This is a genomic window from Blautia intestinihominis, assembly GCF_040096655.1.
GTDB classification, from domain to species: Bacteria; Bacillota; Clostridia; order Lachnospirales; family Lachnospiraceae; genus Blautia_A; species Blautia_A intestinihominis.
Genome location: NZ_JBBMEI010000006.1, coordinates 1 through 23,230, shown reverse-complemented (window position 1 = coordinate 23,230; position 23,230 = coordinate 1). Strand labels below are relative to the sequence as shown.

At 45.1% G+C, this 23,230-nt stretch carries 25 protein-coding genes; 2 read left to right on the top strand and 23 right to left on the bottom strand.

Annotated elements, in window-relative coordinates; translation table 11 throughout:
- The first annotated feature begins 179 nt into the window (after window positions 1-179).
- Entirely contained in the window at window positions 180-941 is a 762-nt protein-coding gene (locus WMO75_RS03220; RefSeq protein WP_349077615.1) for a GNAT family N-acetyltransferase, read from the top strand.
- Window positions 938-2,083 carry a hypothetical protein gene (locus WMO75_RS03215; RefSeq protein ID WP_118252156.1) on the top strand — a complete coding sequence of 382 codons (1,146 nt, stop codon included), beginning with the start codon at window positions 938-940 and terminating at the stop codon, window positions 2,081-2,083. Before WMO75_RS03220 ends, WMO75_RS03215 begins: the two co-directional genes overlap by 4 nt.
- Before the next feature lie 88 nt (window positions 2,084-2,171).
- Here WMO75_RS03215 and WMO75_RS03210 read toward each other — a convergent pair whose 3' ends face one another.
- The 23 genes from WMO75_RS03210 to upp all read right to left on the bottom strand — a co-directional run bounded on the left by WMO75_RS03210 (window position 2,172) and on the right by upp (window position 23,014).
- Window positions 2,172-3,041 carry an amidohydrolase family protein gene (locus WMO75_RS03210; protein ID WP_349077614.1) on the bottom strand — a complete coding sequence of 290 codons (870 nt, stop codon included), beginning with the start codon at window positions 3,039-3,041 and terminating at the stop codon, window positions 2,172-2,174.
- A gap of 21 nt (window positions 3,042-3,062) precedes the next feature.
- Entirely contained in the window at window positions 3,063-4,214 is a 1,152-nt protein-coding gene (locus WMO75_RS03205; protein ID WP_173905339.1) for an alanyl-tRNA editing protein, read from the bottom strand.
- A gap of 142 nt (window positions 4,215-4,356) precedes the next feature.
- Entirely contained in the window at window positions 4,357-5,844 is a 1,488-nt protein-coding gene (locus WMO75_RS03200; RefSeq protein WP_349077612.1) for a glycoside hydrolase family 32 protein, read from the bottom strand.
- Window positions 5,845-5,963: 119 nt separating this feature from the next.
- Complete coding sequence (locus WMO75_RS03195; RefSeq protein ID WP_022213966.1) at window positions 5,964-6,812, bottom strand: carbohydrate ABC transporter permease; 849 nt, start codon at window positions 6,810-6,812, stop codon at window positions 5,964-5,966.
- Window positions 6,813-6,829: 17 nt separating this feature from the next.
- Window positions 6,830-7,735 (bottom strand): carbohydrate ABC transporter permease, encoded by a 906-nt coding sequence (locus WMO75_RS03190; protein WP_118252160.1) that lies wholly within the window; start codon window positions 7,733-7,735, stop codon window positions 6,830-6,832.
- Window positions 7,736-7,821: 86 nt separating this feature from the next.
- Complete coding sequence (locus tag WMO75_RS03185; RefSeq protein WP_243111612.1) at window positions 7,822-9,135, bottom strand: ABC transporter substrate-binding protein; 1,314 nt, start codon at window positions 9,133-9,135, stop codon at window positions 7,822-7,824.
- A 411-nt stretch (window positions 9,136-9,546) separates the two neighbouring features.
- Window positions 9,547-10,548, bottom strand: coding sequence for a LacI family DNA-binding transcriptional regulator (locus WMO75_RS03180; protein ID WP_118698918.1), 1,002 nt, complete (start codon window positions 10,546-10,548; stop codon window positions 9,547-9,549).
- A gap of 433 nt (window positions 10,549-10,981) precedes the next feature.
- Window positions 10,982-11,389, bottom strand: coding sequence for an ATP synthase F1 subunit epsilon (atpC, locus tag WMO75_RS03175; RefSeq protein WP_022213962.1), 408 nt, complete (start codon window positions 11,387-11,389; stop codon window positions 10,982-10,984).
- Window positions 11,390-11,401: 12 nt separating this feature from the next.
- Window positions 11,402-12,796 (bottom strand): F0F1 ATP synthase subunit beta, encoded by a 1,395-nt coding sequence (gene atpD, locus WMO75_RS03170; protein WP_118252163.1) that lies wholly within the window; start codon window positions 12,794-12,796, stop codon window positions 11,402-11,404.
- Complete coding sequence (atpG, locus tag WMO75_RS03165) at window positions 12,796-13,692, bottom strand: ATP synthase F1 subunit gamma (protein WP_022213960.1); 897 nt, start codon at window positions 13,690-13,692, stop codon at window positions 12,796-12,798. Before atpG ends, atpD begins: the two co-directional genes overlap by 1 nt.
- Before the next feature lie 25 nt (window positions 13,693-13,717).
- A complete protein-coding gene (gene atpA, locus WMO75_RS03160; RefSeq protein ID WP_022213959.1) occupies window positions 13,718-15,232 on the bottom strand; it encodes a F0F1 ATP synthase subunit alpha in 1,515 nt (504 codons plus the stop codon).
- A gap of 5 nt (window positions 15,233-15,237) precedes the next feature.
- Window positions 15,238-15,741, bottom strand: a complete 504-nt coding sequence (atpH, locus tag WMO75_RS03155) for an ATP synthase F1 subunit delta (protein WP_022213958.1) — start codon at window positions 15,739-15,741, stop codon at window positions 15,238-15,240.
- Entirely contained in the window at window positions 15,722-16,222 is a 501-nt protein-coding gene (gene atpF, locus WMO75_RS03150) for a F0F1 ATP synthase subunit B (RefSeq protein WP_022213957.1), read from the bottom strand. Before atpF ends, atpH begins: the two co-directional genes overlap by 20 nt.
- Window positions 16,223-16,262: 40 nt before the next feature.
- Window positions 16,263-16,487, bottom strand: coding sequence for an ATP synthase F0 subunit C (atpE, locus tag WMO75_RS03145; protein WP_015540752.1), 225 nt, complete (start codon window positions 16,485-16,487; stop codon window positions 16,263-16,265).
- 40 nt (window positions 16,488-16,527) lie between these two features.
- Window positions 16,528-17,193 (bottom strand): F0F1 ATP synthase subunit A, encoded by a 666-nt coding sequence (locus WMO75_RS03140; RefSeq protein ID WP_118698920.1) that lies wholly within the window; start codon window positions 17,191-17,193, stop codon window positions 16,528-16,530.
- Between the two features lie 190 nt (window positions 17,194-17,383).
- Complete coding sequence (locus WMO75_RS03135; protein ID WP_118698921.1) at window positions 17,384-18,352, bottom strand: biotin--[acetyl-CoA-carboxylase] ligase; 969 nt, start codon at window positions 18,350-18,352, stop codon at window positions 17,384-17,386.
- Window positions 18,336-19,346 carry a helix-turn-helix transcriptional regulator gene (locus tag WMO75_RS03130; RefSeq protein WP_118252167.1) on the bottom strand — a complete coding sequence of 337 codons (1,011 nt, stop codon included), beginning with the start codon at window positions 19,344-19,346 and terminating at the stop codon, window positions 18,336-18,338. Before WMO75_RS03130 ends, WMO75_RS03135 begins: the two co-directional genes overlap by 17 nt.
- A 22-nt stretch (window positions 19,347-19,368) precedes the next feature.
- Window positions 19,369-19,611 carry a hypothetical protein gene (locus WMO75_RS03125; protein ID WP_022213953.1) on the bottom strand — a complete coding sequence of 81 codons (243 nt, stop codon included), beginning with the start codon at window positions 19,609-19,611 and terminating at the stop codon, window positions 19,369-19,371.
- Between the two features lie 149 nt (window positions 19,612-19,760).
- Window positions 19,761-20,219 carry a metallophosphoesterase family protein gene (locus WMO75_RS03120; protein ID WP_349077607.1) on the bottom strand — a complete coding sequence of 153 codons (459 nt, stop codon included), beginning with the start codon at window positions 20,217-20,219 and terminating at the stop codon, window positions 19,761-19,763.
- A gap of 38 nt (window positions 20,220-20,257) precedes the next feature.
- Entirely contained in the window at window positions 20,258-20,731 is a 474-nt protein-coding gene (locus WMO75_RS03115; RefSeq protein ID WP_022213951.1) for an acyl-CoA thioesterase, read from the bottom strand.
- 21 nt (window positions 20,732-20,752) lie between these two features.
- Entirely contained in the window at window positions 20,753-21,670 is a 918-nt protein-coding gene (locus WMO75_RS03110; RefSeq protein ID WP_022213950.1) for a ketopantoate reductase family protein, read from the bottom strand.
- 71 nt (window positions 21,671-21,741) lie between these two features.
- Window positions 21,742-22,374 carry an endonuclease III domain-containing protein gene (locus WMO75_RS03105; protein ID WP_022213949.1) on the bottom strand — a complete coding sequence of 211 codons (633 nt, stop codon included), beginning with the start codon at window positions 22,372-22,374 and terminating at the stop codon, window positions 21,742-21,744.
- A 10-nt stretch (window positions 22,375-22,384) separates the two neighbouring features.
- Entirely contained in the window at window positions 22,385-23,014 is a 630-nt protein-coding gene (gene upp / locus WMO75_RS03100; RefSeq protein ID WP_349077605.1) for a uracil phosphoribosyltransferase, read from the bottom strand.
- Window positions 23,015-23,230: the final 216 nt, after the last annotated feature.

Sequence of the window (23,230 nt, the reverse complement as noted above, 5' to 3'; positions counted from 1 at the left end):
CTTTGTAAAGAAGATTCGTTCGCCAAATCCGGACAGCAGGATTCTCCCGGATTTCGCTTTTTTCTTAAATTTATTTATCTCTTCGCTTCAGAGTTATTGCAGTTTTTTTTAGGCTTTTGTATAATATGTCTATCCATCTTGGATTTTATCGAAGATGCCCGAAACAGGAGGCTTTTTTTATGGAAAAAAACATCAAAAAAATCGAGGATATGTCATTGAACGCATGGCCTTCCCACAAAATGGAACTGTACGATGGCTGGATCCTCCGTTTTTCTTATTTTTATACACACAGAACGAACAGTGTTGAGCAGTTTGGAACTTCTACCCTTCCATGGAGAGAGAAGGTTTCCTACTGTGAGGACGTTTATAAGCGTCTGGGATCACCTGCAATCTTTAAGATCAGTCCTCTGGTTTCGCCGGATTTTGACTATACACTGGAGAATCGCGGATACGAGATCCAGCACACAACCGAAGTCATGACACTCCACCTTGAAAATGCCGAACTCAGTGCCGACTGCCCGGATGTCACCCTCACAGACGAAATCCCGGATATCTGGATCACCAGCCTGTTTGACCTCAAGGGAATGACAAATCCGATCCACCGTGCCGTCGTTCCTTCCATGTACCGTGCGATCCCGAAGGAAACCGTCTGCGCTTCCATCTGGAAGAACGGCAAGATCATCGCTACCGGTCTCGGCATTCTGGACCGTGATTATATTGGGATTTATGCGATCCACGTCAAAGAAAAATACCGCGGACAGGGCTTCGCCCGCCAGATCTGCACTTCTCTTCTCAAAGAAGGCATGACCAAGGGCGCACAGAATGCCTATCTGCAGGTCGTCAAGGGAAACTCTCCTGCCAAGAGACTTTACGCTTCACTTGGTTTTACGGATTCCTACACATACTGGTTCCGTGTTCAGCCACAGGGAGGAACAAAATGAAAAAATGGCTTCTTTTGTTGATCTGCAGTCTTTTTGGGGTTTCTTTGTCAGGCTGCAGTTTGCAGAATGTTGTCGAGTCTGTTTCACCTTCCAGAGAAGAAACACCGCAGGATATCCACCCGGACAGCACCCGCGTCTATATGGATGAAATTCAGGGAACACTTCAGACTTTTACCGGAAACAAGCTGACTCTTACCAGTTCTTCCCAGGATTACACCTTCGATGTTTCTCAGGCTACGCTGGAATCCGTGGACGGCATGGTACGGGGAGATTCCATCAGCGTAATCTATGAAGGGCAGCTTTCCGGCACTGACACTTCTACCGTCCGTACTCTGAAAGTTGTCGATGATTATCACGATATGGATTCCCTCAAAGAAAGAACCACCCATGGACAGGTTCAGGAACTCACCACCAACTCCATCACCATCAAGTCAAAAGGCGGCAAGACCGCAACCTTCCCGATCACCGGAACCGAACAGTATTATCAGAACGGAATCAAAGCAGGCAAATGGGTCTACATCCATTTCAAGGGTGAAATGGACACACCTGATCCGGAAAATCCTTCCCATTTATATGGCTTCCATACGAAAGTTTTCAGTGTATCTGACATTGATCCTCTCAAAGTTCCCGAGCCAACGCCAACACCCGCTCCTTCCAAAAATAAAGATCAGGAAAAGGAACGACAGATGCGTGCCGTGATTCAGGGAATCCAGACTAATATTCTGCAGGTCTCTGTTGAAAACACGGATAACCTTCTGAACCTTAATATGTCTGCAATCCCCTGTTATTTCAGTGGTGGACTTTCCTCTGGTTCTCATGTGACAGTTACCTACACCGGTGAGTTTGATGGAGTTTCTACAGCAGGAATCTCGATTCTCGGCATTACCGGTGAAGTTCCGGAATCACTCAGCGACCACGGTATCTCCTTTACCGTATCCGGAGACATTACCGCCTCCACCTCCAACACACTCACACTTCTGACCTACGACAATATGTATGTGACCTGCAGCATAGAAAACGCCTCCAATTCCTCCACGGGCGGGCTCTTAAGTGGAAGTTCCGTAAAGATCACATTCAATCCGGCGGAATCCCGGAATTCCAATATTGTCTCCGCGATCAAGATTGAAGATTTATATACGTGATCCACAAATATATACTGCACACAAAAATGCCATAACCCTCAGAATCATCATCTTTCTGAGAATTATGGCATTTTTTATTTCTATGATCTTAACTTCGTCTGAATTTTTGCCGGATGATCTTTTCTCCGTTTTCCAACCATTCCCGGACTTCGTCAGAATCTCCCAGGATCTCCTGGAAAGACTGATATTCCTGACAGATTCCTTTCCCATGAGGTACACAGTACGCCCCTGCATCGCTGCCGAGGGCGACTTTGATTTTTTTGCGAAAAGCAGTCCTGACCATAGTCTCTGCCTGACGGATGATCGGAAGCAGGACTTCATCTTCGTACCTTCCACAGCCCAGAAGATTCCTGACTGTGACAAGCGTCGGAACCCATACGGTATGACTGTCTGCAAGCATGGAAAGCGTCTCTTCATCCATGTAGTTGCCATGCTCCAGGCTGTCCACACCTGCCTCGACCGCCGCCTGTACACCATAAATTCCATTTGTATGGCTCATCACTGCAAAACCTTCTTCGTGTGCAATATGTACCATTTCCCGGACTTCGTCTCTGTCGAGAGGTGTTCCTGTGACCGCTCCATGATTATTGAAATCCAGAAGCCCGGTCGTCATGATCTTGATAAAATCAGCACCTTCTGCAGCCGCTTCCTGCACTCTCTGGTGAAATTCCTTCATATTGCTGAAACTGCGTCCGACGATCCTGCCATAATGTCCTTCTTTATGGACAGCAAAAACCGGTGTCCGATAGTCGATCCCGTATTCTCCGGCAATCTCAGATGCCCTCTTTGAGACTCCTGCATTATCACCGCCATCCCGGATAAAAGAAACTCCAGCCCTCTGATACGCTTCAAAAAATTCTCTGACCTTCTCTTCGCAGACAGCATCTCTGTGCCGCGCTACAGCCTCGCGGTAATTGACACCATCCATCAGCATATGTGCATGACATTCACCAAACATTGTCCCGTACCTCTCCGTCTTTTACTGCTGGAAAAAACTGCGGATTTCTTCTTCAGAAGCTTTGACAGAACCCTGCACAAAGAACGGCTTGCCGCCGCCGCGGCCGTTCAGGGCAGCGTTCATTTCTTTTGTGAACTGACGTAGATCTCCGTTCTGCTCTCCCATTGCATATTTATAACTGCCATCTTCACTCTTTGAAAATACTGCACAGCAGCCGGAGCATTTCTGCATCACTGCATCTGCCATCCTGCGGACCTGATCTGCCTCCAGTCCTTCGTGGAACAGAAGAACGCTTCCGGAATCTGCCCATCTCTCTGCCTCTGTCGCGCAGAGTTCATCAACCATGTGGCTGACTTTTCCTTTGAGACGGAAGTTTTCGTCCTGAAGGCGCGCTACTGCAGCCGCTGTCTCGCCTGTTTTTGCAGAAAGTTTCATGGAAATCTGATGATTCTGCTCGTTGACCATATTCAGGTAATCCATGACACGTTTTCCGCAGATCATGGTCAGACGGATTCCTTCGTGGAAGTTTTCGACAGTAAGGATCTTAACCGCACCGATCTCGCCTGTGTGGGTAACGTGTGTTCCACAGCATGCACAGAGGTCGGAACCAGGGAAACGCACGAGACGCACCTGTCCTGTCAGTTCTTTTTTGCTTCGGTAAGAAAGTTTCTCCAGTTCTTCTTTCGGTGGATAAAAGATCTCTACCGGAGTATTTTCCCAGATTTTCTGGTTTGTCTTTGCCTCGATCTCAGCAAGCTGTGCCTCGGTGAGAACGCCGCTCAGATCCACTGTGATCACATCACTGCTCATATGGAATCCTACATTATCATATCCGTATGCTTCATGCACCAGACCGCTGACGATATGTTCACCGGAATGCTGCTGCATCAGGTCAAATCTTCTCTCCCAGTCGATCTTTCCAGTTACTTCACTTCCGACCTCCAGAGCCACCTCTGTATGATGAACAATCTCGCCGTCTTTTTCCTGGACATCTGTCACTGCGATCTCATTCAGTGTTCCAAGATCACACGGCTGTCCACCGCCCTCCGGATAAAAAGCGGTCTGATCCAGAACGATCTCATATCCTTTACCAGCTTCTCTGCACTCGAGAACTTTTGCGGTAAATTCTTTTATATATACATCTTCGTAATACAGTTTTCTTGTTTCACTCATGCTGCCGAACCTTCTTTCTGTAAATTTAAGTCAGTAAAAAATCTGTTTTTCTGCCCTTTAGTATAGCACAGCTTTGCCTTTCTGAACAGAAAAAAGACAGGCGCAGCTAAATGCTTACGCCTGCCTTTCTTTGGAGGTTGTATCAGAAAACAAGGTTATACTTGTCAATACTGATCTCTGCTTTTCCTTCTGCTGAAAAAGTGATCTGATCTGCTTCCTGCGGAGTAAACAGGACCATTGTAGCAGTCTGGCTTCCATCATTGATGAAGATCTCAACACTGAATTTATCCATGAGGATTCGTAATGTCACTTCTCCATCTACCGGTTTCACCTGAATATCTCTGGTGTGGAGGATGTCGTAGAGATATCCGCTTCTGCTTCTGTCGATGTTCAGAACTTCTTTTGCCGGATCATAGGTAATATAAGAAGAATATGTATCGTCTGCTGCAAGTTTGATCGCAAACTTACTGAAATCATCGGTCACTTTGAGTTTCACGGTCATATCAAGAACGCGGCCTTTGATTCCGTCCAGTGCGGTTTCTTCTGAGATTTCAACGTTGTGGTGCTGAACCAGCTCTCCACGATAGTTCTCGATCTCTCTTACCGGCTGCTGGATCAGTCTGCCATTGCGGTAGTTGATCTCTCTCGGAACAGTCATCTGTCCGAAGTATTTCGCTCCGTCCGGAACGAACTTGGAGTTCGGCCATGCCTGCATCCATGCGATCATTACACGGCGGCCGTCTGGTGTGAGCATGCTCTGTGGAGCATAGAAATCGATTCCACTGTCGAGCGGCTGTACATCTTCTCTTACAAATTTGTGTGTTTCTTTGTCGTAGGTTCCTGTCAGGTAGATAACGCTGTGACCTACGTGGAATTTCAGTCCTTCCGGAAGCATTGCCATCGGACTTACTACAAGAACGTGTTTGCCGTCAACTTCGTAGAAGTCCGGGCATTCCCACATCTTGCCAAGTTTTGCATCGCTGTGATCCAGAACGGTGACATATTCCCATTTGAAACCATCGGGGCTTCTGTAAAGGAGGATACGGCTGTTTCCATCGTCTGTCATATTGGAGATAACAGCATAGAAATAACCATCGTCTTCTTTCCAGATCTTCGGGTCACGGAAATCTACTTTGCTTCCGCCTTCCGGGATATCGTCTCCGGTGATGACCGGGTTGTTCTCGTATTTCTCATAATTAACGCCATCGCCAACAGCCATACACTGTGTCTGGTGAGTCGGAAGTTCTCCGTTTGCCATCGGGGTATCGCCTACATATCCAACTCCGGTATACATCAGAAGATGACGTCCATCAGAAAGCTCCAGAGCACTTCCTGAAAAGCATCCAAAGTTATCATAGGATTCTTCCGGTGCCATAACTACCGGAAGCCTTTTCCATACAAGCATATCTTTGCTGCTGAGATGTCCCCAGTGCATCGGACCCCATTCATTGGAATATGGATGGTACTGATAAAACAGATGGTATTCTCCATTGTAATAGGAAAATCCATTTGGATCATTGATCCAGCCTGTGCCACCAGTCACATGAAAAGAAGGACGCTCTTCCGGAGAAATTTTGCTCAACTGTTCCTGTTCAAATTCTCTGGCCTTCTGTAATTTCTCACTAATCATACATTCGTTCTCCTTGTTGTAATATTCTAACGGTTTACAGATAGTATCCCACGATGTGTTTTACATGGCAACAAAAAAACCTGACATCTTGGTTTCCTGTTTCTGATCCGAGTAAGATTTTAGCCTTTGATACCAGAAGATGCAATACCTTCTACATAGTATTTCTGCATGAAGATAAACATAATGATCATCGGGATCGCAGAGACAACCAGGGCTGCCATGATGGCACTGTAGTGCACCGGCTGGGTACCAAAAAATGACTGAACTGCAAGCTGGATCGTACGTTTATCCTCACCTGTCATAACGAGGAATGGCCACATAAAGTCGTTCCAGTGTGCTACGAAATCAAGAATAAATACTGTAGCATACACCGTTTTGGAAATTGGCATTACAATCTGGAAAAAGGTTCTGATCGGACTGCAGCCATCAATTGCCGCTGCTTCAATCAGGTCATCCGGAACATCACAGAAGAACTGCCGGAACATATAAATAGAGAAACATTTCGCAACAAAAGGAATAACAAGTGCTGCCAGTGTATTGACCCAGCCAAGCTGAGACATTTCAATATAAAGCGGGAGCATGATAGCTTCCATCGGCAATACCATCAGTGCAATTACGAGATTCAGAACTGCACCTTTACCTTTGAACTCAAATTTAGCCAGTGCATAACCGCACATGGAGTTTACAAGAAGATCAAGAACCAGGATCAATGCAATATACAGAAGTGTATTCTTAAATACCAGTGGCATATTCAATCGTGAAAATACCTCTGCATAGTTACTTAAGGATGCCTGAACTGGTAAAAAAGTAGTCAGTGAATCCATATTTGCAAAAATCTTAGCCTCTGGCTTCAGTGATGCGGAAATCATCCAGATCAGAGGAGATACAAAGATGATACCGATGATAATATTTCCAAAATAGAACATAAATTTTCCAAATGCATTAGAAAACCTCATTGATTTTTTCATATTTATATCCTCCTTTCTCAGTCTGTTGCCGCAGTTACTTTCTTCATAGCCATAGACATACATACTACGATTACAAAGAATACAGCCGCGATCGAGCAGGCATAGCCAAAGTTACCCTTCTGGAAGCCCTGTGTATAAATATAGTATACAAGAGTCTTTGTGGAGTTTTTCGGTCCACCCTGTGTCATGATATATGGCTGTGTAAAGAGTTTCATTGCCTGGATCATAGTGATCATGATTACATATTTAATTGTTCCCTTCAGCCCAGGAATAGTGATATAAAGGAACTGTTTAAATTTTGTAGCACCGTCTACGGATGCTGCTTCGTACTGGTCTCTCGGGATTCCCTGAAGACCTGCCAGGAAGATCATCATCTGATAACCGGCGCCCTGCCATGCAGACATAAAGATGATAGAATTCATCGCTGTGCTTGCATCACTCAGGAACTTGATCGGGCTCATTCCCAGAGATACCAGAATGGAGTTGATAAGACCTGTGTTCGGGTTTGCATTGTAAAGTACGGACCACAGTACGGAGATAACTACCATAGAAGTAAGCTGTGGTGCAAAGTACATGGTACGGAAAACAGCCACTCCACGGAACTTCTTTGAAACCAGAAGTGCAAGTGCGAGTGCGAGTACACACTGACACGGAACAACAATTACAGTAAAGTACACTGTATTTTTTAATGCAAGCCAGAAGTTTTTGTCACTGAAAAGCTTCTGATAGTTTTCTAAACCAATAAATTTCATGGCATCAGGTCTCATGATCTGATATTTAAATCCTGAAAAATATACGGTATAGATCATAGGTACAACAAGAAATGCAATCAGAAGAATCACTGCCGGTGCTACAAAGATATATGCAGCCACTCTTTCATCACGTTTACGGCCGGAAAGCTTCTTTTTTTCTGCCTTTGCCATTGCCTTTCCCCCTTTTTCTTATCCAGAAAAAGCGAAGCCGCACCGCTTTTTTGCCGATGCGGCTTCGTTTTCATTTATTTGTTTTCTTATTCAGCGTAATATGTTTCGTAGTCTTCTGTAAATGTGTCAACTACTGTATCAAGCTCGGACTGAACATAATCTGTATCTACTTCTTCATTACTTGCTGCATCGGAGAAAATGTTTGTCATTGCTTCTGCGTATGCAGATGAGAATGTAGCATAGGATGGTGTTCTAGGACGCGGAACTGCTGTGTTTTCAAGCTGATCTACAATAAGAGCTCTTGCACCTTCTTTATAGTCAGCCATTGCTTCTGTTTCATAAGCAGAAGAACGTGTTGCAGGTTTTGCAATTGCTGCTGCATAAGATGCTACGTTATCAGTATTCATCAGCCATGCCAGGAATTCACCTGCTGCATCTGCGTTCTCGCAGTCTTTGGAGATTGCTGCTGCCCAGTCACCACATGGGGAAACTGCTTTTTTAGTTTCAGCATTAACCGGATAATAAGTTACCCCCCAGTCAAAATCAGCATTCTGTTCAAGTGTTGCGATTTCCCATGAACCACCGATCATTGTTGCACATGCACCATTGAGGAATTCATCTGTGATCGGTTCAACGTTTGCATATCCTTTAGCGATCAGATCTGCAAGCCATGCTGTTGTGTTTACTGCTTCTTCACTGTTCACATATCCATCGGCTTCTTTTCCATCTTCGCTGATATAATCTTTTCCAGCAGAAAGATACAGCGGTTCAAGAGCATATGGAAGTCCTTCGCCGTGGTCCATGATGATGTGTGTTCCTACATAATCATCTGTTGTACATTTTTCAGCAATCTCAGCAACTTCATCTGTTGTCAGAGGATTTTCGAGTGTACGGGAATCCAGATCATCTGTATCTACACCACATTCTTTGAGGTAATCTTTGTTGTAGTAGAATGCTACGGATGACTCTGTTGCACCTACAGCATATAATTTGCCATCATATGTATTCTGCGTCATTGAAGAATTTACGAAATCTGCTTTGTCTTCATCTGTAAAATAGTCATCCAGCGGAACTGTGATTCCATTAGCTGCATAATAGGAAACCTGCGGTCCGTCTACATAGAAGATATCCGGAAGATCGTTGGATGTAACTGCTGTAGCGATCTTGTTGTCGTAAGCGTAAGAGTCAGAACGGTCAATTGCTTCACGACTTACCTGAATCTCAGGATGTTCTTCGTTCCATTCGGAAATTTTTTCTTTCCACCATGCTTCAATTGATTCTCTGTCTGTTGGACTCCAGATGGTGATATTTGTTACGTCATCTGCAAATACCGGTACAGTCGTTACTGCTCCTGAAACTGCAAGTGCTGCTGCCATTGCCAGACTAATGGTTTTTTTCATTTCTTAATCCTCCTTTAATGTTTATTTCCACCGCGCGAAAGGAAATATTATAGAACCCGTTCCATATTCTCAAACAGCCGATTCTCATTATTATGTTCGAGAAGTTTTATATGGAATCCGTTCCATATCGTGTCTTTATCATACTTCCATGAGGTACATTTGTCAACAGATTTTAACTAAAAAACCGCTTCCAAGCACAATTCCGTGCATTTTTATAATTTTATATATTCATTTTTGTGCATATTGCATATCTGTATGCGTTATTTTTTTAACACAAATTATCTGTAATATAAAAAACATGCAAAGCCGCTTGCAGACTCTGCATGTTTCGAATTATTATCAGAATATTTTACTATAATTTGCTTGTAATTTACTTTTTATGTCGTATATTCTGTATTTTATTTTTATTTTTTATAATTCATCGTTAATTTCAACTGGGTATGTGCTTTGTCCCTGCCTTAATTCCACGGATAAAATCTGTCTGTGTGGAACGGGTTCCTTGTCTTCTATCAGATTTATGACACTTTTGGCACAGGTTTCTGCCAAAAATTTCACATTCTGACAAATAGCCGTTACCTCCGGATAGCAGATTCTGCTGACATCCATGCCATCATAAGTGATCACCTTGAGATCCTCCGGGACTCTTTTCCCTGCCTTGAGGGCAAGATGCATATAGCAGAGCGCCGGCTGGTCAGCCGCAAATATACCATCCGCATCCGGATATTTCTCTAATGCCTCGGCTGCTGCATCCCAGTAAGACTGGTGATCAAACAGATTCCATTCCATGGTCAGATCCAGGACTTCCACTCCATGCTTTTTCAACGTCTCTTCAAATATGATATGTCTGTCATTTGCCGCTACATTCGGAGCAATACCAGTGATGTGGACGACCCTCTTACAGTTATTTTTCAGCATGATCTCTGCTGCCAGCTTACCACCATAAGCATGGTCAGACCCTACCATAGGGATTTCCGGACCGAAATCCTGGTCCAGTGCGACAATTGTACGCTTCCGGTTTACATATTCCTTCCAGTGCAGTGTATGTGCACCGGTAATGATCCCATCCACCATATTACGGTCAAGCATATTCAGATAATCACGTTCTCTGTTGCTGCTCCCTACTGTGTTGCAGATCATCGCCTTGTAGCCTCTCTTGTAGAGAGCTACCTCCGTTTCCCGCGTAAATGCCGAGAAAAACGGATGATCCAGATCAGGGATCAGGACACCTATGATACCGGTTCTGTTACGAAACAGATTTCTTGCCAGTTCATTTGGTGTATATTCCAGATCGCTGATCGCCTGTTCAATTTTTTTGCGGGTATCAGCAGCAACATAGCCACTGCCATTTATTACTCTGGACACAGTACCGACCCCTACTCCGGCCTTCTGTGCCACATCTTTGATACTTGCCATATTTCTTAAATTAACCTTTCTTATACTCTGTTGTCTGGTTACGATAGTTTATTGTAACTGTTCTGTCTCCTTACAGTTTTTCCACTTCAGACAACGAGTTCAAAACATTTCCAATCTTTTTCGCGGTAGATCATTACTGTTCATTCATCAACAGCAATATGAATTCTTATCACGCAGAGTGACTCTGCAGTTATAAGTAATGTGACAATTATAGCACAGCAGCATTTTCTTTACAATTATCATCCTGTAGGAAAAAACAGACGTTTTTTCAGCAACCTCTCCTGAAAACATGAAACAAGTTCTTCAGATTTCCCTGAAATCCAAAAAAACAGAACCGCATTCATTTCTGAATCGCAGTCCTGTTTTGCTGACTTTGATTTGTAACTGTTCTCTGTTCACATCCCGTAACCGGTTCATGTCTTAGCAGTTACTTTTATATATTTTTGCTGACACGAAGTCTTGTCATCGCTCTTGCGAGTGCAGCCTGGCTTCTGTGATATTCCACAATGCTCTGTTTCTGACGCAGCTGCTCTTCCGCACGGTCTCTTGCCTCTTCTGCTCTGCGGATATCAATTTCTTCCGGACGTTCCACAGTCAGGCAGAACAGCTTTGCACGGTTGTTGATCATCTCAACAAAACCTGAGCTTACTGCAACTGTCAGCCAGTTCCCTTCAGAATCCTCAAAGCGCATCTCACCCGGAACGATCGCACAGATCATATTGGCATGATGTGCCAGAAATTCCTTCTGTCCATCCTCGGCCGGGATGATCAATGATTTGGCTCTTCCTGCAAAAAACTGTCTGTTGGCAGCATAAATTTCAAGTCCGAATGTACTTTCCATAAGCCTCACCCCTTATTCTTCTGATAAAGTTTTGGCTTTTTCGATTACTTCGTCAATGGTTCCTACGTTGAAGAACGCATTTTCCGGATACTGATCCATCTCACCATCAATGATCATCTTGAATCCACGGATTGTTTCTTTGAGCGGAACATATTTACCAGGAATACCTGTAAAGTTCTCAGCTACATGGAATGGCTGGGACAGGAATTTCTGGATCTTTCTTGCACGGAATACCGTATTCTTATCCTCATCGGAAAGTTCTTCCATACCAAGGATCGCAATGATGTCCTGGAGTTCTTTGTATTTCTGAAGGATTTCCTGTACTCTACGTGCAACTTCATAATGCTCCTCGCCTACTACATCAGCTTCCAGAATACGGGAAGTAGATTCCAGCGGATCAACAGCCGGGTAAATACCCTGCTCTACGATCTTACGGGAAAGTACTGTAGTCGCATCCAGATGTGCAAACGTTGTTGCCGGAGCCGGGTCAGTCAGGTCATCGGCAGGTACATATACGGCTTGTACAGAAGTTACAGAACCAGAAGTTGTAGAAGCGATACGCTCCTGAAGTTCACCCATCTCAGTTGCCAGTGTAGGCTGATAACCTACGGCAGACGGCATACGTCCGAGAAGTGCAGATACCTCAGAACCGGCCTGTACAAAACGGAAAATATTATCAATAAACAAAAGTACATCTCTGTGCTCTGTATCACGGAAATATTCAGCCATTGTAAGACCTGTTTCCGCAACACGCATACGGGATCCCGGTGGCTCATTCATCTGTCCGAACACTAAGGCTGTTTTCTCAAGAACACCGGATTCCTTCATTTCTGACCAGAGGTCGTTACCTTCACGGGAACGTTCTCCGACACCTGTAAAAATAGAATATCCACCATGCTCTGTAGCGATATTCTGGATAAGTTCCTGGATCAGAACGGTTTTACCAACACCGGCACCACCGAACAGACCGATCTTACCACCCTTTGCATAAGGAGCAAGAAGGTCGATGACCTTGATACCTGTCTCCAGGATCTCTACGGCCGGTTTCTGATCTTCGAAGCTTGGCGGATCTCTGTGAATCACCCAACGCTCTGCATCATCCAGAGCTTCTCCACCGTCAACTGTCTCTCCAAGAACATTAAAAAGTCTGCCAAGAGTGCAGTCTCCTACCGGAACCTTGATTCCACTTCCTGTGGCAACTACTTCTCTGTCTCTCTGAAGTCCCTCACTGGCACTCAGCATAATGCAGCGAACCACATCATTTCCCAGATGCTGAGAAACTTCCATAACGCATTTCTTACCATTGTTTTCGACTTCAAGGGCGTCCTTGATATCCGGAAGATCGCCATTCTCAAAAACAACATCTACAACAGGTCCCATGACCTGTACAATCTTACCTTTACTCATTATCGTCCCTTCCTTTTCTGGGCCTTCGCACCACTGCAAACTTCTGTGATCTCCTGTGTGATCGCTGCCTGACGTGCACGGTTATACTGAATTGAAAGATCCTGTAGCATTTTCTTTGCACTGTCTGTAGAAGACTGCATGGCTGTCATTCTCGCATTGTTCTCACTTGCATATGCTTCTACAAGACAGCCATAAATCACACCTGTCAGATAATTAGGAATCATAATGTCCAGTACGCCGTCTGTTGAAGGAAACATCTCTATCTCCTCCTGATGAACGCCCACCGGAACCTCAAGTGGCGAAAAGTTCGTTTTCTTTAAAGGAAGAAGCTGCATATTTACCGGCTCCATCACAACTGCATTCTGCATCTGTGTATAGATGATATGCACCTCATCCACTTCTCTTTCCAGAAAGCTTCTTACAACTTCCTCACTGATCAATCTTGCACGATGCATGGTCGGCTTCTGTACGGTATAGTGGAAGCTTCCATCCATGTCCACATCTTTCTTGCCAAAATACTGACGACCGACCATACCAAGAACATACAGCTTATGATATCCAGGTGTAGATGCTATAAATTCTTCTGTCATTCTGGTGATGTTATGGTTATAAGCACCTGCCATACCCTTGTCACCGGTTACCACTATGGTCGCTATCTTACGTTCTTCCTGTGGGATCAGATGACGCACGCTGAAGAACGGATGCTGGATATCCGGAACATGACGAAGAATTCTGGCAATCGCCCCCTGCATATTATAGAAGTAAGGCTCTGTATCAGACAGTATCTTCTTGGCTTTTTTCATCTTGGAAGAGGAAATCATATACATGGCATTGGTAATCTTCATTGTGTCCTGGACACTGCTTATCCTGCTTTTTATTTCTCTTGCATTTGCCATAAGTTCCTCCTATGCAATCTCTGCTTTATTTTGCGGCTGCACGATCCTTGAATTCATCTGCAACCTGAAGGATTTTTTCTCCGAGTTCATCGCTTAAGACTTTGCTCTCATCGATTTCTTTGCCGATTTCAGGATATACGTTGTCGAAGTATTCGAGCATATCCATCTGATATTTCTTCACAGCCTTCTTATCCACATGAACCAGCTTCTTGTGGGTCGCTGTCCACAGTGTGATAACCTGCTGGTGGAGAGAAAGTGGATTACACAACGGCTGTTTCAGAAGTTCCATCAGGCATCCGCCATAAGCAAGCTGTGCTTTGGTCGCATCATCCAGATCGGAACTGAACTGGGTGAATACTTCCATCTCACGGTACTGTGCCAGGTCGATACGGATACTTCCGGATGCTTTCTTCATTGCCTTGGTCTGCGCTGCACCACCAACTCGGGATACGGAAAGACCTACGTTGACCGCCGGTCTCATACCTGAGAAGAACAGGTCACTCTCGAGGAAGATCTGTCCGTCTGTGATGGAAATTACGTTGGTAGGAATGTATGCGGATACATCTCCTGCCTGTGTCTCGATGATCGGAAGTGCTGTAATGGAACCTCCGCCCAGCTTATCACTCAGACGGCTGGAACGCTCCAGAAGTCTGGAATGAAGGTAGAATACGTCACCAGGATATGCTTCACGTCCCGGAGAACGCTCCAGAAGCAGTGACAGTGCACGATATGCAACTGCATGTTTGCTCAGATCATCGTATACGATCAGGACATCCTTGCCTTTGTACATAAAGTACTCTGCAAGTGCTGTTCCTGCATAAGGAGCAATGTACTGAAGCGGCGCACAGTCGCTTGCTGTTGAAGAAAATACTGTGGTATATTCCATAGCTCCATATTTCTCAAGGTTGGATACAACTTTGGCTACCGTAGATGCCTTCTGACCGATTGCCACATAAATACAAATCACATCCTTACCCTTCTGGTTCAGGATGGTATCGATTGCAAGGGAAGTCTTACCGGTCTGTCTGTCACCAATGATAAGTTCTCGCTGTCCTCGTCCGATTGGGAACATGGAATCAAGTGAAAGGATTCCTGTTTCCAGCGGTACATTTACGGATTTACGGTCAATAATTCCAGGTGCCGGATTCTCTACCGGGCGATAATCCTGTTCTTTGATATCACCTTTTCCGTCAATCGGGGCTCCAAGAGCATTGACGATTCGTCCAACGAAACCATCACCTACAGGTATACCTGCCTGTTTACCAGTTCTGGTTACTTTGGTTCCCTCCTTGATTCCGGTATCCTTACCAAACAGAATACATCCCATGCTGTTTGTACGGATATCCTGAACCATTCCCTTGAGTCCGTTTTCAAATACTACAACCTCGCCATACATAGCGTGATCAATTCCATAAACAGTTGCAATTCCATCTCCTACGGAAATGACCGTTCCTACTTCCTGGTTCTGGCTGATTTCATCATAATTCTCTATTTCTTCTTTCAGAATGGAAATAATCTCATCTGGATTGATTGCACTCAACGTGTTCACCTCCGGGTCAATTTCTGTTCCAGCTTGCGGTAACGTCCCCGCAGGCTCCAGTCATATTCGCTTCCGCCTGCCAGAAGGACAAATCCTCCGATCAGGCTTTTATCTTCTATCATTTCTATTTCGGCTTTCTGCGCCCCAAATTCCCGGCATAAAAATGCTCTGATACCATCAAGCTGTGCATCCTTCGGTGCTGTTACATAACGCATGACTGCGTGTATGGTCTTCTCATGCTGTCGGCACAGTTCTTCGTAATCTTCAAAAATTTCCTCGATCAGATCAATTCTGTGATGCTTGCAGACGACCTTGATGAAACTCTTCATTTCCTCAGGGATCACTCTGTCGATCACTTTTTCCTTGATCTCAAATGGTACCAATGGGTTCTTCAGACTCTGTGCGAGTTCAGGAACCTTCCGAAATATTTCTTTTGTATTCTGTATGACCTTTCTGGAAACAGAAAGGTCATACAGAGTTTTTGCATAATTAACGGCGGTCACTGTCATCTGGATCACCTGCTTTTTCTATAAATTGGTCATACAAGGATAAATCCTGGTCTGCTCCACTGTTTTTACCAATAATTTTACCGGCAGCTTCCATAGCAAGAGAGGCAACATCATCTTTCATCTGACGCATAGCATTCTCGCGCTCTGTGTTGATGTCCTCCTGCGCTTTGGCAAGCATTGCAGATACCTTTGCCTGTGTATCTTCCACAGTTTTGTCTGCCTGTGCTTTGGCCTCTTTTCTGGCCTGTTCCATAATCTGGAAGGATTCTTCTCTGGCGGATTTCAATGCACCCTCATACTGTTCTTTAAGTGCCTTCGCCTGATCCTCCTGCTCCTTTGCTCCTGCAAACTGCTGATCGATCATAGCCTTTCTTACGTCCATCACTTTGATGATCGGTCCGAATAAAAACTTCTTCATCAATAAATAAAGAACTAACAGGTTGATGATCGTAAAGACAAGGTTGATGTCAATTTTTATCACCTGGTCCACCTGCCTCTCTGTATTTTTCGGTTCTTTATCATTAGCCCAGCATGATGATGATCAGAAGTCCGATTACGAAACCGTAAATAGCTGTTGCCTCGGCAAGGGCACATCCTAACAGCAGGTTCTTACTGATCTTGCTCTCTGCTTCCGGCTGTCTTGCGATAGCTTCAACTGCCTTGGAAGTTGCGATACCAATACCAATACCTGCTCCAATACCTGTAAGAACTGCGATAGCTGCTCCGATTGCTACTAATGTTGACATACTTTTTTCCTCCTGAATAGATATCCAATTTTCTTTTGTCTTACTCGATTGCTTCCTTGATGAACAAGGATGTTAAAAATACAAATACATAAGCCTGTATGAATCCGTCAAAGAAATCAAAATACAGGCTGAACGGTATGGGAAGAATTGCCGGACATATAAATTCAAGCAATTTCATTACAACAAAGCTTCCCAGAACATTACCAAATAATCGCATACACAGAGATGTTGGTCTGATCGCAAGCTCCAGAATATTGATCGGAAGCATGATCGGCACAGGCTCTGCAAAGCTCTTAAGGAATCCCTTAAGTCCTCTCTTATGAAATCCTGCATATTCGATCAGAATAATGCTCATAAGCGACAATGCTATGGTAACATTCATGTCCTTTGTCGGTGGTGTAAACCCAAACACACCTGCTATATTGGCTATTCCAATGAAAATTACGGTTGACATCAGATAAGGGACATACCGTTTTCCCTCTTCTCCCAGAATTCCCACAAAGAAATCCTGAAGGAAACTTACTCCTGATTCCAGAAGAAGCTGTTTTTTGCCTGGATTCTCGACTTTAAGATTTCGAACCAGTATCAGAGAAAGTATTACCAGAATGGCCATAATGACCCAGGTAACCGCGACGCTCTCTGCAATCGGTATTCCGCCGAACACTGGTATCGTAAACAATGTCTTGCTCTCAAGCTCTTCTGCCAATGTGGCTGATAAATTCCCCGTCTTTCTCCCTCCTTTTCTCCGACCGAACCAACATATTGGTCATACCGGTCTGTCATTTGATGCCTTTATTTTACGCTTTGTCAAAAAAAAGTCAATATCCATTCTCCCCATTTTGTCCAAAAAGATCAGCCGATCCTATACACTTTGCACAATTATATTAAATATAACTTCATATTATAAGTGAGACCTCTCCATAGGCTAAAATAGACAAAGAGCCGTCAGACTCCTGTACTTTGAGCCTTCCGTCCGGACAGATCTCCAGTGCCTTCGCCTTACGGATATCCTGCCCGTCCACGATCTGGATCTCCCTTCCCGGGACAAGATTCTGCTGGATATATTCAGGAGGTAAACGCAGCTCTCTTGTCTCTTCCAGAAGGGCATTGATGATCTCAGCGGCAAGACGGTTACGATCCAGTCCTGCTGCCGCTTCCCGGTTCTCATACAGGGCTCCGGCGACATTCCTGATCTCAGACGGATATCCGCCCTCTGCCTCATACAGATTCAGCCCGATCCCAACTACGGCAAAGTCAATATCTCCGCTCTCAAAGTCTGTGACAGCTTCTGTCAGGATGCCGCAGACCTTCTTCTCATTGTAATAGAGGTCATTCACCCACTTGATTCCAAGTGAGATACCAGTAATCCGAAGGACAGCCTTATAGACTGCCACAGCCGCCTCTGCGGTGAGCAGAAGGCTCTCCTTGAGGCTCCCGCGAGGTTTAAGGATAACACTGAGATAGAGTCCTGCTTCCTCCGGAGAATAGAAGCTTCTGCCTCTCCGTCCTCTTCCTGCTGTCTGCTTCCCTGCCACAACGCATCCACCATGACCGGCAAGTCCGGTTACCGCCGCTTCCTTCGCGGCACGGTTGGTCGAGTCGATCTCCTGATATACCTTCAGATAAACTTCCGGTGAAACTAAAAAGGGCTGTATTGCTTCCATGGAAAGACGATGACTGTCCTTCACCAGCATATAGCCCTTATTCTGTCCTGCCTCTATTGTATATCCTTCTTCCCTCAGGGACTTCACCGCCTTCCAGATCGCAGCTCTGGTACAGTGAAGTTCCTCGGCAAGTTTCTCTCCAGAAAGAGTTTCCCCCTTCTGCTGTTCTAATATTCCTAAAAGTTTAGATTTTACCGTCATATTTCTCTCCATAATTCTTAAGGGTCTTCTTGAGAAATGATACATATTCCCTGCGGATATTCTCCGGTGATACGATCACGGCTCCTGTACCCAGTCCTGCAAGCCAGCCAAAAAACTGTGTACTGACCTTGATCTGTGCCTGCATGGAAAAATGATTCTCATCCTTGGGGATCAGCATGACATCCTGACCAAAACGGTCAAGCACAACGCCTACAAACTGATTCTCAAACTCCATCCGGACACTTCTCTCCTTCCCTCCGAACATCCCGAAAGTACTGGAAGAGAACTTCCCGAGATCAAAATCCCTGAAAATATTGCCGCCATTTCTCTTCTGCTTCTCAATTACCTCTACCTGCATCATCTTGTCCACGCGATAATGCTTCACAACTCCGCTTCGCTCATCCAGTCCCAGAAGATAGTAATTCTCATTCTTCCAGATCATCTTCCATGGGCTGGCCTGATACCACTCTCCATTCTTCTTGGGTTTCAGTTCCTTGGACAGAGTCCATTCGTAATAATGAAAACGGATCTGTCTGTTCCTGGACATGCCGTCATAGATCGTCTGGATGTTGCTGTATATCTCCTCGTTGACTGTCTTATTGCCTGGTTCGATAAAAAGCTGCTCACGGAGTTTCTTTGCAGCTTCCGGGATAACAAGGCTCTCCAGTTTGCGGAGCAGTTCTCTGGATTTCTTCTGTGTGACAAATCTGGAAGACTGTACTGCATCCATCAGGAACTTCACTTCCGGAAGCTGGAACTTCCGGTTCGCTATATAGAAACCGCCAACCTTCCCACGGCGGTTGCGGATATCAAGTCCATAGATCCTCAGTGCCTCAATGTCATCGTAAACTGTCTTGCGCTCGACACTGATCCCGTATCCTCTGAGATACTGTGCCATATCCTTCGCAGATATGGGATGCTCCTCATCTGTCCGCTCCAGCAGCACATCCATCAGGTATAATATTTTGAGTTTCTGGTTAAATGATTTCGGCATGTATTGTCTGTTATCCTTCTTATTACTTGTCAGTCAGTGCTGCTACCACACCGGAATATACTACCACAAATGCCAGTGCCATCGCAATCCTGTCAGCAGAATGCACATCGATCTTCATGACCATGGCACCCAGGATCATGATCTCCACTGTTACCAGTATTCCGAGTATCATTGCCATGACATTGGAAAATTTCTTCTTCTCTGTATGGCTCTCTCTGTTCTCTGTCTCGTAGTGTCTCTTTGCTGTTTCTGCTGTGTTCATCATAGTAAGATCCCCTTTATATCGTATTATGGTTTGAGAATTTCGAATATTTGTTCTGAACATATTTTCCGAACATCTTTTCGATATAAAGAGTATCTCATATTAAATGTCCAATAAAACGGGACGAACTTAAATTTCAGAATATATGTTCACTATTTATTTGCGAACACAATTTTATCCACATGATACGTCCCCTGATCCACGCTCATGACAGCCATCGTGGCCTCCTGCCCAAAACGGCTTCTTCCACAGCTTCCCGGATTCAGCCACAATCTGCCGTCGACCACTTTTTCAGAATAACTGTGCGTATGACCAAAGATCACGACCTGGGCACTGCCAAGCTCCCATGCCACATCTTTTTTGTTGTGTGTCATAAAAAATTTCACACCTTCTATAGTGAAACGAAGTGTCTTTGCAATCCCCTCAGCCCAGTCTCTGTCATTATTTCCTCTTACGACATAGATGGAACCAAGGCAACGGATCCTGTCAAGAAGTTCCGGTCTGTCCACATCACCTGCATGCAGAATGCAGTCACATGTTTTGAGGATTTCCAGGACTTCCGGTCTTAATAAACCATGAGTGTCTGAAATGATGCCAATTTTTTTTGCCATATGATGTCACTTCCTTTCTTTCAGATCTGATGATATTATCAGTAGCCCTCTCTGCGTCTTTCCTTTCGGAGTTCATTACGCTTCTGTGCCCCGAGCCACTCAGCTTTCTCGGATTCCGTTTCAACGATCAGACCGGGAACTTCGACCTTGTTGTCGTTTTCATCCAGTGCGACCATGACTTCATAGGCACGGTTGATGACCCTGCGTGTTCCGTCAGGACTTTCTACATAAGTATCGATCCGTACTTCCATGGAAGTTCTTCCGACGTAAGTCAGCTTTCCGATCAGGACCACGGTGTCTCCCAGATAGGCTCCTGCCTTAAAATTCAGATTGTCCACACAGGCAGTCGTCACGATCGTTCCTGCATGTCTGTACGCTACGATCCCCGCCATCTCATCGATCCACTGCATCAGAACTCCGCCAAAGAGCCTGCCGTAACCGTTGATGTGCTTATTCATGATGAGATAAGTATTTTCGGTACGGGAATCCTCCATATGTTTCATCTTTCTCATATTTTTTCTCTTTTCTTATAACTATAATCCCTGTTTCTGAAACTGTGCGGCTGCTTTTTCATATTCCGGCATCGGCACGCCGTATTCTCTGCCCATACGCACAACTTCATATACAAGTCCGTCAATCTCAGACTGCTTTCCTGCCATAACATCTCTCTGCATGGATGTTGTTGATTCCGGTGCGAGATTTGAAAGGATCCTGAGGTTTCGTTCCACAAGGTCTTCTTCAAATTCAATTCCCATTGCATGGGACAAATTAACGATCTCACGCATCAGTTCGCAGATCATCTCACGTTTCTCGCCTTCCTGCTGAAAATCAACTGCCGTGGCATTGTAATATAAACCTGCCGTTCCGATCGGTGATACGTAGGAAAACTTCACCATCGCATCTCTGCGGATATCCGGTGAAAGAATCACTTCCAGATCTTCGGATGCCATATCCCGTGCGATCGCTCTCATGCTTTCTGTCTCTTCAGAAGGAGTCCGCGCGCCAAAAACAACTCGAAGGATCTTGCCATGGCGAAGGATCACTCCCGGCTCCTCGATCGCCGCTGATACATAGATGCATCCATCCGGTACGGTGAGATCCGGAAATTCTTTCTGTAATCTGCCGCCGGTTCCATAAATATTCAGGATTGGAAGAACTACTGTCTCCGGTCCGGCAATCCTGCGGATATCCGGGATCAGATCCGTCAGGGAATAGCCCTTGACACACACCAGGATCACATCTGGCTGCTCTGTGTATTCTTCCATCCGGCATGCTTTGACAGGAATGGTCTCTTCTTTTCCATCCCAGAGCTGCCTCATGGTAAGTCCCTGTTTCTGCATCGCCTCAAGATGGCTGCCTCTCGCGATCAGAGTTACGTCCTTTTCTGCTTTTGTAAGATAAAATCCAAGAGTCCCTCCGGTTCCTCCTGCCCCGATGATTGCGTATTTCACACCAGATTCCTCCTTTGATCACTTGTATTATGTTTCAAAACAGGCTCCTCATATAGTGAGGAGCCTGGTCGTTATATATTCTTCTGGCAGATATCCTCCAGACAGCATTTATCACAATATGGCTTTGTCCGTGCAGTACAGACTTCTCTTCCGTGGCAAACAAGACGATGGCAAAAATCACTGCCTTCTTCCGGCGGAATGATCTTCCACAGAGCCATCTCCACTTTCTTAGGATCCTTGATGCCGTCAACCAGACCGATACGGTTCGTCAGACGGATACAGTGTGTGTCTGTCACAATCGCCGGTTTGCCAAAGACATCTCCCATGATCAGGTTTGCGCTCTTGCGTCCTACACCCGGGAGTTTGAGAAGTTCTTCGAATGTGGTCGGGATGTTGTCATTGTACTGCTCATGAAGGATCCGCATACACGCGCTGATATCCCTCGCCTTACTCTTGCCAAGACCGCAGGGACGGACGATTGCCTCGATCTCCTCCGGTTCTGCTGCTGCAAGAGAAGCTACGTCAGGATATTTTGCATAAAGATCCTCTACGACTACATTGACCCTCGCATCCGTACACTGGGCTGCCAGTCTCACGCTCACAAGAAGCTTCCACGCCTGGTCATAATCCAGTGTGCATCCTGCATCCGGGTATTCCTTCTTAAGTCTGTCGATCACTTCCAGTGCCAGTTCTTCTTTGGTCATTCTGCGCTCCTTAGATAGTACCGAAAATACGGTCTCCAGCATCGCCAAGTCCCGGGCAGATGTATGCATGGTCGTTCAGTTCACGGTCCAGATGTCCTACATAGATCTGTACATCCGGATGCTCTTTATGGAGACTCTCCAATCCTTCCGGTGCTGCGATAACAAACATGCATTTGATATTTTTGCCGCCGTGTTCCTTGATCATTCTGACTGCGTCCACAGCAGAACCACCTGTTGCAAGCATCGGGTCTGTGACAACGATCAGACGCTGATCGATCGGATCCGGCAGTTTGCAGTAATATTCGTGCGGCTCATGTGTCTCAGGATCTCTGTAAAGTCCGATGTGTCCGATCTTTGCAGACGGAACAAGTGTAGTGATACCATTGACCATTCCAAGTCCGGCACGAAGTACCGGAACAACAGCCAGCTTCTTGCCTGCGATCATAGGTGACATGCAGGTTTCGATCGGTGTCTCTACCTCAACATCTTCCAGTGGAAGATCTCTCAGTGCCTCATATCCCATCAGTACTGCGATCTCCTCGATCAGTTTACGAAATTCATTTGTTCCTGTATTTTTGTTACGAAGCATAGAAATTTTATGCTGGATCAGCGGATGATCCATAATAAATACATTCTCCATTTCAACCTCCATAGATGATTCTGTATCGAATTTTCTACATTTTCTATGGTGATTATACCCTATTTCTCAGTTATTGACAACCACCGCAAACATGTTACACTTAACTTAACCTATTGTGCTACTTCAAATAAATTATATAAAAACCTGTAAATGCGCAAAGAATCCCTGTAATTATTGGAAAACTAAAATTTTTAGAATATCAATTCCTTGATTTTT